The organism is Nonomuraea sp. NPDC050547 (assembly GCF_044457345.1).
In the GTDB taxonomy this organism is placed as follows: Bacteria; Actinomycetota; Actinomycetes; order Streptosporangiales; family Streptosporangiaceae; genus Nonomuraea.
The window spans coordinates 1-8,618 of sequence record NZ_JBITGW010000047.1 but is presented as its reverse complement, the minus strand read 5'-3'; the positions used below and the strand labels follow the sequence as shown (position 1 = coordinate 8,618).

Sequence of the window (8,618 nt, the reverse complement as noted above, 5' to 3'; positions counted from 1 at the left end):
TACGGCAGCCGCCATTCGCTGTGTGAGCTGGGATGACGTGCGACTGGTCGATGCGATCTTCTGATGGGATTCCCGGACAACGAGAGCAGCCGCTCGTGATCATGTCTGTGTGACGAGAACAAGATCTAAAGCGGCTGCTGCCCTCATCGTAGAGGCCCGGCGTGTGCAGCGGAACCTGGATGCCCTGATGGCCGCGCTGGCACCGATGTTCACCCGGATCGAGTCCCGACTGCAGGCCGCCAAGTACATCCGAGCCGTGATGGCGGAGCTGCCCAGACGCAACGGCTGGACGATCGCCGAATGGATCGGCGACCGCCGTTCGGATGCCACTCAGCGGCTGCTGAACCGGGCCCGGTGGGACACCGCGGGCGCGATGAGCACCATCCGCCGCTTCGCCGTCACCCGGCTCGATGCCACCGCCCGGCCGGGCAGCCTGACCGTCGGCGTGCTGGATGAGTCCGGCCAGGAGAAGAAGGGCGTGGCCACGGCGGGCGTCAAGCGTCAGCACATGGGCTGCGCCGGCGGCATCGACAACGGCATCAGCACCGTCTACCTGGCCTACGTCCGCGCCGGTGTGGGGCACGCGCTGATCGGCGCCCGGCAATGGATCCCCGCCGAGCAGATCAGCGACCCCGTCACTTCGATCACCACCGGCCTGCCGCTGGACCTGACCTTCGCCACCAAGGGCGAACTGGCCAGCGACCTGCTGCGCGAGGCCTACGCCGACGACATACGCCTGGACTTCGTGGCCGGGGACGAGGTCTACGGCGCCCGCACCACGTTGCGCGCCTTCCTGGAAGAACGCGATCAAGCCTACGTCCTGCGCATCCGCGCCACCTTCACCCTCACGCTCGGCGGTGGCAGCTGCCTGACCTGCGAGCAGGCCGTGGCCAAGTACCTCAAGCAGAAGCGCACGTGGACCATCCGCTCGGCCGGTGACGGCTCCAAGGGCGAGCGCACCTACGCCTGGGCCTGGATCGCCACCGCCAGCCCCGCCCACTACCTGCTGGTCCGCAAGCACCGCACCACCGGTGAACTGGCCTTCTGCTACCGCTTTGTCCCCTACGGCCAGCCGGTCACGCTGCCTCGCCTCATCGCCGCCGCAGAGCTGAGGTGGCCAGTGGAGGAGAGTTTCGAAGCCGGCAAGAGCCTGTTCGGCCTGGACGAATCCCAGGTCCGCCTCTATGAGGCTCTCCTCCGGCATCTCGTCCTGGTCATGGCCGCCCTGGCCGTCTGCGTGACCAGCGCCGCAGCTGCTCGGCACCGCACCGACACCCAAGCCATGAAGCCCAGCCACCCCGACCAGCAGCCGCCCGAAGATCCCGGACTGATCCCCCTGACGGTCGCCGAGCTCAAGCACCTGTTCAACGCCGCCGCCGCCCACACATGGTCGCTGGAACACGCCGCGCACTGGTCAGCCTGGAGACGCCGTCATCAAGCACGTGCCCGCCGGTTCCACCACCGAGCCCGCCTGGCCACCGCATATATCCAGGTCAGCTAACAAATGGCGGCTGCCGTACTAGCGTGTCGGGCTGCGAGCCTGGAGGCGTGCGATGATCCTTCGGCGTCTGTACTGAACCGATCTGTCCGACCCGAGCGGGGAACCGTCCGCCCCGTTGAGTCCTGTTTCGGACCAAGCAGTCAGCTGCATCCACGAAAGTCGGGAGCTCGTGAATGCGCTGGCGTACCGGGTGCGGGCAGACTGTGCATGTGGCTGCTGGCCATGACATGCCGCCGCGGCGGGCCAGCTGTGACCGCATGCCTATGGCGTGAGGCCGGCGATGACTCCTGACGGGGGCGATTGACTACCCGGACGGCGTGACCAATCTCGATGGATAGTTTCCCTGTTCGCCAGGCTCGTCGATTCGTCTGCGGAGGCGTTCCGGAGGTTCATGGAGCACTACTACGCTGCGCGAGCGGATCTTGATGCGGTGCGGCACGTCTACGCCCTCTGTTCGCTGACGTAGACGGTGGTCGCCGCCCTGTATCGCAGCCCGGTACAGCTACGCCGACGTACAGCCGCACGCTGCACAAGCCACCGCCTACCGCTTGACTAGGCGAAAGGCCGCTCGGTCTAGTGGTTTGCTCCCGTTCGCAAGCAGGCGCTCATACTCAGTGCGCTACAGGGCGTCCGGCCGACCCTACCAGCGGCATCCCGCCTCTGCGGTTCGCCGCCTATGAGATTCGCCGCCTGATTACCGTAATGCACCCCCAGCCCCCGCCCCCCGAGCTATTCCGGCACTGCCTGCCTAGTCCCACTGGCGGCGCCGCCAAGCCGTCGCCCTCGCCTGCCACCGAGCACGACATACGAGCATCCGCCCCACCGCCCAGCACGCCCGTCAACAATCAAACTACAGCCTTTTCAGCGATCTATAACTGAAGAGACAGACAGAAGGCCATCCTCGTTTCAACGTCACGCTACGTGCTGGCAGCCGCTCCGGACACTAAGGACCGAACAGACAACTTTCAAATCGCCTTGCGGCCAAAGAGCCGGAGATTCGTTGACACTCTAACCACACCAAATGCCATCTTCAGGACTTGACGAGGCCATAAGCTCGAAACCCAGCAAAAGGGCCAGCCATCTCTTGCTCATTTCCATAACCGGCGAACAGGGGCGCTCATATACATAGGCTGCACTCGACTTTTTTCCTTCGCCAAGTCGAACATGTACTCTAACTTGAGCTATGGCGTGGAACTGGAGGACGAGCCCCAACATAGGCGCGATAGTACCGTGCGGGCTCAAAGTTGTGCCCGGCGAGCAACATGCAGCTTACCGTGCTGCTGCTCAATCGATGTTAAGGGCTGTGCTGACGACCTCTTAGCGCCTGCCGTTAATGACTTTGGATGTAGCGGAAGTTCATACGTTGGGCCAGCCATGCGCCGCGCTGCTTCCAATGCTCACGCCAATGACGCTGTGCTCGCGTTGACTTGCGCGCTCGGGGCAAGAGCTTCTTAGCGCCCGCTGGTATGCCTGGTTGCTGACCGCTTGCGACCAGCCCATTCTCACTAGTTTCTCGTGATCCGACGTCCCGAAACAGGCTGACTGTTGTGATCAGTGAGCCATATGTGAAGAATGCCAAGATTGAGTTCGACTGCTTTAGGATGTTCATCCAGTCGATACCGGCCGGACTCGCTGAGCCTGGCTTTCGCACAAGCATTTGCCGGTTCTCCCAGAGAGACTGGAGGAGGGCCAGGGCAGGACTATCAGCGAGGTTAGGGCGTTGACAAACATTCATTGCCTTGACATCTTTCACGACAGAGCCTGAAAAGACGTTCAGCATCTTCTGATTCAGCCGACGTTCGTGTCTGCGTACTTGTACGCGCCCTTGTACCGGCGAACGTCCGGCCCCTGCTGTACCGCTGGTCGCGAGCCGCTGGGGGCGTGGTGAAGGAAGCAGTAGAAGTATTGAAGGACCTGGCAAAGCCGTGGAACGTACAGGTTAACTCAACCTCCGCCTTAGTGGGCGCTGTTGCCACCGCCTCGGTAAAGGATGACGCGCAGCGGCGGGAGGACAAGCGCGATCCGCTTCGTCGGAAGCCGACCCTCGGAGGGCTCCCTGCGGTCATGTCCTGTATGTCGATCAAGATAACTCCGTGGGAGGTTCTGCACGCCCTCGGGCGTGCCACCGTACTGTCCCGGCAGGGCGCAGGGCGGGGACTGGCCGAGCACTGGAGCTGCCTGAAGTACTGCCAGGCTCTCGACGCCACTTCCGGACATTACATGGCTCTGTCGCGGGAAGGACTGAACCCGAGACGTCACTACAAGACGGTGCAGTCCAGTGAGCTCGGCATCGGATTCGCCATTGCTCTCGCGGAACGCGTCATCAGGAGACGATACCCAGATCACGCGGTGTCCGTCATCGATGCGGATATCGCATTGCAGGCCGGCTGGGCTCTGACGGGCAAGGACGTCAAGCGACGGGACTGGATACGCCTGCGTCCGGACTACCTCCTGGAGGCATGGAAACCCGGAGAGCCGTCGAAGGTCATTCCTCTTGCCTGCAGAGGCACCCACGGCAAGACCCAGTATGTGCACACCCAACTGGCGAGCGCCTCGGCTCAAGTGGAGGCGGTACATGTGGGGCCGTGGAACGCGACCCCGAGTCTGGTGATGTCCACAGAGCTCCTTGGGCAAGGCGGCATTATCGTCCATGCGCTTCATGCCGAGGGTGACGGCTCGCTGTCCGTAGCACCGAATGACCGGGCAGCTGACGCGGACCAGGCTTTAGATGACCTGAACATCTATCCCGAGGTACGTCTGCCCGCTGAGGGGGAAGAGGAGCTTCGAGTCAGCGGCTTCCAGGTGCAGCCCGAGCACTACGCCTGGTTTCGGCGAGCCATTGTCCGAGCGGGAGCGGCCGGTCTCATGGCCTTCACCGGCGGTGGCGATCCCACCGCGCAGTATCTGACAAAGCGGCAAGGCCGAGAGCACTTTGAGGGCTTTACCCATCCCGGCACCGGGATTGTCCAGGATGTCGCCCACCACATCGGCGGCACCAAGTTCGTCGGTACGGATCACGTATTCCGGTTGAACGGCACCCGCGTCGAGGCGTTCTCTGGCGTTGCGGAGGGCCTTTTCCGCCATCTGTACAACGGAAGGGTCGAACGGTACCGGCGCGAGGCCCACGCTTTGCGGTCACAGTGGCTTTCCGCAGATGCCGCTTACGGATGGGACGGTCCTGTCTCCTTACGCGAAGACGGCTCCGTCATGGCGATGCGTCTCCTCTAGGCAACGAACAGAGGTGCGTCCAGGGCGCCACGCACCCGAGAGCCCGATAGCAAGGAGCGGCGAATGGCAGACGGAGGGCGTCAGTGGCAACTCATTGTGCTAACTGGCGGAGACGCACTACGGCAGGAGCGGCTTACCCGGGATCTGCATAACACGCTGCGCAGCGTGAAAGGACTCGATGTCGGTTTCACCGACGGCGGCGCGGCTGCCGCGGCTGGTCATAAGGGCGTCGGCTTGGCAGACGTGGCACTCTGGGCATCCGTAGCCACGACCATCCGTCCAGTTTCGCAGATCCTGGTCACACTGATCAAGGAGTGGTGTGCCAGGGAGCGACACCGCAAAGTCGAGCTGACCTATGGAGGCAATTCGGTCACGATCACTGGTCGGCCGGACGCGGCTCAGGAGCGGATGATCCGCGACTTCTGGACAAGACGAGCGACGACGAAGGCGGCAATGTGGAAGGCAACGCGCCATGAGTCGACTAATCCGTCGCAGGGCCCTTCTGATCGGGAACGAGCGATACGACGACGCTCGCTTCCCCGCTTTGCCGTCAACTCAGGCAGATGTTTGGCAGCTTCGCCAAGTACTGGAACACCGTAATATCGGCGCCTTCGCCTCGGTACAGCCGATGACCGACCTCACAGCCGATGACATGCGGCAAGCCATCAGCGAGTTCCTCGAGCAGTGCGAGCAGGACGAGCTGGTCCTGGTGTACGTATCCGGACACGGGACGCGGCTCGTCCAGGCTGGCGGAGAGTTCTTTTTCATTGCCACGGACACGGACTGCGACCGGATCTCCGAGACCGGGGTGAGCGCCGGTTTCGTCAACGAGCAGCTAGAGCAGTGCTGGGCCCGCAAAAGGTCATGATGATCGACACGTGCCGCAGCGGCGGACTCGCCATGGGCTACGTACCTCTGACCACCAAGCTCCTCGATCAGCGGCGAAGTCTGGCGAGGAAGCCCTGCTGAACAGCCGCGGCGTCTACGTGCTGTCCTCCTCAAGGGCCGGTGAGGACTCCTACGCTGACACTGTAGACACCGCCGAGGCGAAGCCGTCCGCCTTCACGGCCGAAGTGATCGAGGGCCTGAGGACGGGGAAGGTAGGTAAGGACGGCAGTGGCGAAGTGTCGGTGGAAGAGCTGTTTCAGTACGTCAACCGGCGCATGCGGGCGCAGAGCCACCGGCAGGTGCCCGTGAAGTCCGCTCATGGCGTCGATGATCGCATCATTATTGCCAGCTGCCCGCTTGGCAGCGCCCCACGCCTCGTTCCCTTAGGCCGCAGACCCGTAGGTCAGCCGGCTGATCCGGCGCGGACCCAGGCCCCTAAGGCCACACCACCCCAGCCCACGTGGAACGATCTCCTGGGCTACTACCGGGAGTGTGTACTAGCGGACGAAACGGAGACGCCACTGATGTCCGTGGGCGATCACAACACGTCGTACGTCTGTCTCTCGGGTTCAGAGCGCTTCCTCACCGGTGCCGTGGACGACGACGGTTGCGCGGCTCTGCCCGCGGAGGCAGCCTCACTCATCTCCTCGGCGGCAGAGCAGGGTGCCGAACTCTGGGCGGGCTATCCTGCCGTAGTCCTCAATGGACCACGCGGCGGGCGTTCCTGGAGCTACCCGAAGTTCGCTCCTCTTCTGGTGCGCCGGGTTGAGATCGTCTACCTGGACGGGGAGGTGCGGTTGAAGCCTTACGGGCCCGTCCAGCCGCATCCTCGACTGACTCGGGAGTGGCTGGGTGAAGAGGAAGCCGCCCACCTGGCCGACACCTATCAGCCCACCTGGCATCGCGGGCAACACGATCGCATGGCCGTCGATGTACGCAACCTCCTCAGCCAGGAGTTCGAGTTGCCATGCGTGCAGGAGCCGCGCCCCGATCAGCTCGACGACCACATCGATGTACGTACGCCGGGCCACGGCGCCCGTAACACCGCCGTTCTCTTCCTGGCCCCGCGTGACACCAAGGCCACGAAGAAGCTAATCGACGATTTCGACGCCGTCTCAGAACGTACGGCTTCCATCCGGTCTACGGCACTTGCCGCCCTCTCGCCCGATCCAGTGGAGCGGGCGCAGGCGCTCGCACACACCGAGCCGACGCCCCCACGTTTGGTAACGCCGCTGCCCTGCAACGAGGCTCAGTATGCGGTCCTCAACTCCGCGATGACCCGCCGCTTTACCGTGGCGACCGGGCCACCCGGCACCGGTAAGAGCCAGTTAGTGGCCAACCTTGTTGCCACTGCCGTAGTCAACGGCCAATCCGTACTCATTGTGTCCAACAACAACGAGGCTGTGGATGAGGTCTGGCGCCGCTGCGAAAAGCTAGTCCCCGGCAGCGTGGTTCGCACCGGTTCCGCTTCGGCGAAGATCATGGACTGTACTCAGGCCGAGACCACCGCCCTGCACACCCTATGCGCCATGCCGCCCTCTGCAAGCACCGTGGCCACGGCGGCCATGGACGCTGAAGTGACAGGCGGTCGGCTATCGCGCGTACGGCAGGACCTCGCTCGCGTAGCGGTGACTGAGAGAGATCTGCGCCGGGCAGGCGAGGCGCGTGAGGAACACGCCCATCAGCTTGGCCTGCCGACGGCCGAACTCATTAGCCTCCATACAAAGGACCTGGATCAAGTAGCGCATAAGGCGAAACACCTTGCCCGAGCACGGATCCTAGGCACATGGCGGCGAATCCGCCTAATGCGCCAACTCAGCCTCAGCAAGTACGACGGCGATACGGCCCGGGCCTGTCTCGCGCTCGCCAACTTCGCAGCCGCAGAAGCCAACTGGCGCCGCGGGTCCGCGCAGGCAGCCGGCGGACGTGCGTGATGAGCTCTCCGCGACGCTGGATGCGGTGGTAAAGGCCGTCCAGACCGCCTCACGTGTCTTACTGGAAAGCACGGTGCGGGGCCAATGCTCGCAGTGGACGGCAGCGTATCCTCGCCCTGCTGAATGCGCGGGACAGCAACCGCAGCGACTGGCCCGCGGTGAAGGAGGTCCTACCCGCAGTGCCGGCCTGGTCTGTGACCAGCCTCTCGGCACGGCGCTTTCCCCCGACCCCGCTCTCTTCGACCTGGTGATCATCGACGAGGCGAGCCAGTGCGCTATCCCGCACGTACTGCCTCTGTTCTTTCAGGCCCGGCGCGCCCTGGTGATCGGCGATGTCATGCAGCTGCCACACATCGCGAAGATCGGTCCCGAACAGGAGGACCTAATCCGGCGCAAGGCCGGGTTGCGTTCGGACTGGCTGGAAAAGCACCGCCTCGCATACCGGCGACACTCCGCGTTCCACGCCGCCGAATGCTCCGCGGGTGGCACCCTGCTCCTCGACGAGCACTTCCGCTGTCACCCGGACATCGCTGCCCTCTCCAACGAACTTTTCTACGACAGCCAGTTGACGGTACTTACAGACACCCGAAGCCGGCAGTCCCTGCCTCGCCCCCCAATCTTCTGGTCCCACGTAGCAGGGAGATCCGCTCGCACTCGCTCTGGGAACTCCTGCGTCAACGGTGACGAGATCACTCAAGTGAAACGCTTCGTCCAGAACCTGCTGGAGCACCTGCCGGCGGACGCGACCATCGGCGTGGTCACTCCTTTCAAAGGCCAGGCCGAAGAGCTGCGCCGTCAATTGAGTCGGTACGACCGGGAGCGATTGCGCGTCGGCACGGTGCACACCTTCCAGGGCGGTGAGCGCGACGTCATGGTGTTCTCTCTCGTCGCCGGTAAAGGGATGCACCCCGGTGCGATCAGCTGGATCGATCGTCAGCTCAACCTTTGGAACGTCGCCATCACCCGAGCTCGTACTCACCTCATCGTGGTCGGGGACACGGAACTCTGGGGGAAGCGGGGCAGCGTTGCTGCGACCCTGTTGGAGGCCGCCGCCGATGCAGCCGTAC

General features: G+C 63.7%; 6 protein-coding genes. All 6 read left to right on the top strand.

The window, feature by feature from the left end:
* The first annotated feature begins 187 nt into the window (after positions 1–187).
* The gene (locus tag ACIBHY_RS54700) at positions 188–1,501 is read left to right on the top strand and encodes an IS701 family transposase (RefSeq protein WP_397311086.1); all 1,314 of its coding nucleotides are present in this window, start codon (positions 188–190) and stop codon (positions 1,499–1,501) included.
* 1,884 nt (positions 1,502–3,385) lie between these two features.
* Positions 3,386–4,729: a hypothetical protein gene (locus ACIBHY_RS54695; protein WP_397311085.1), complete on the top strand. Its 1,344-nt coding sequence runs from the start codon at positions 3,386–3,388 to the stop codon at positions 4,727–4,729.
* 63 nt (positions 4,730–4,792) lie between these two features.
* A complete protein-coding gene (locus ACIBHY_RS54690; protein ID WP_397311088.1) occupies positions 4,793–5,329 on the top strand; it encodes a hypothetical protein in 537 nt (178 codons plus the stop codon).
* Positions 5,274–5,597 (top strand): caspase family protein, encoded by a 324-nt coding sequence (locus tag ACIBHY_RS54685; protein WP_397311087.1) that lies wholly within the window; start codon positions 5,274–5,276, stop codon positions 5,595–5,597. Before ACIBHY_RS54690 ends, ACIBHY_RS54685 begins: the two co-directional genes overlap by 56 nt.
* Positions 5,598–5,607: 10 nt before the next feature.
* Positions 5,608–7,551, top strand: coding sequence for an AAA domain-containing protein (locus tag ACIBHY_RS54680; protein ID WP_397311084.1), 1,944 nt, complete (start codon positions 5,608–5,610; stop codon positions 7,549–7,551).
* A 247-nt stretch (positions 7,552–7,798) separates the two neighbouring features.
* The coding region (locus tag ACIBHY_RS54675; protein WP_397311083.1) for a DEAD/DEAH box helicase at positions 7,799–8,618 on the top strand (820 nt) is incomplete at its 3' end.

Excerpts from the sequence above, each read along its gene's own strand:
- ACIBHY_RS54700 (WP_397311086.1), top strand. The coding sequence starts at position 188 with ATGGCCGCGCTGGCACCGATGTTCACCCGGATCGAGTCCCGACTGCAG.
- ACIBHY_RS54690 (WP_397311088.1), top strand. The coding sequence starts at position 4,793 with ATGGCAGACGGAGGGCGTCAGTGGCAACTCATTGTGCTAACTGGCGGA.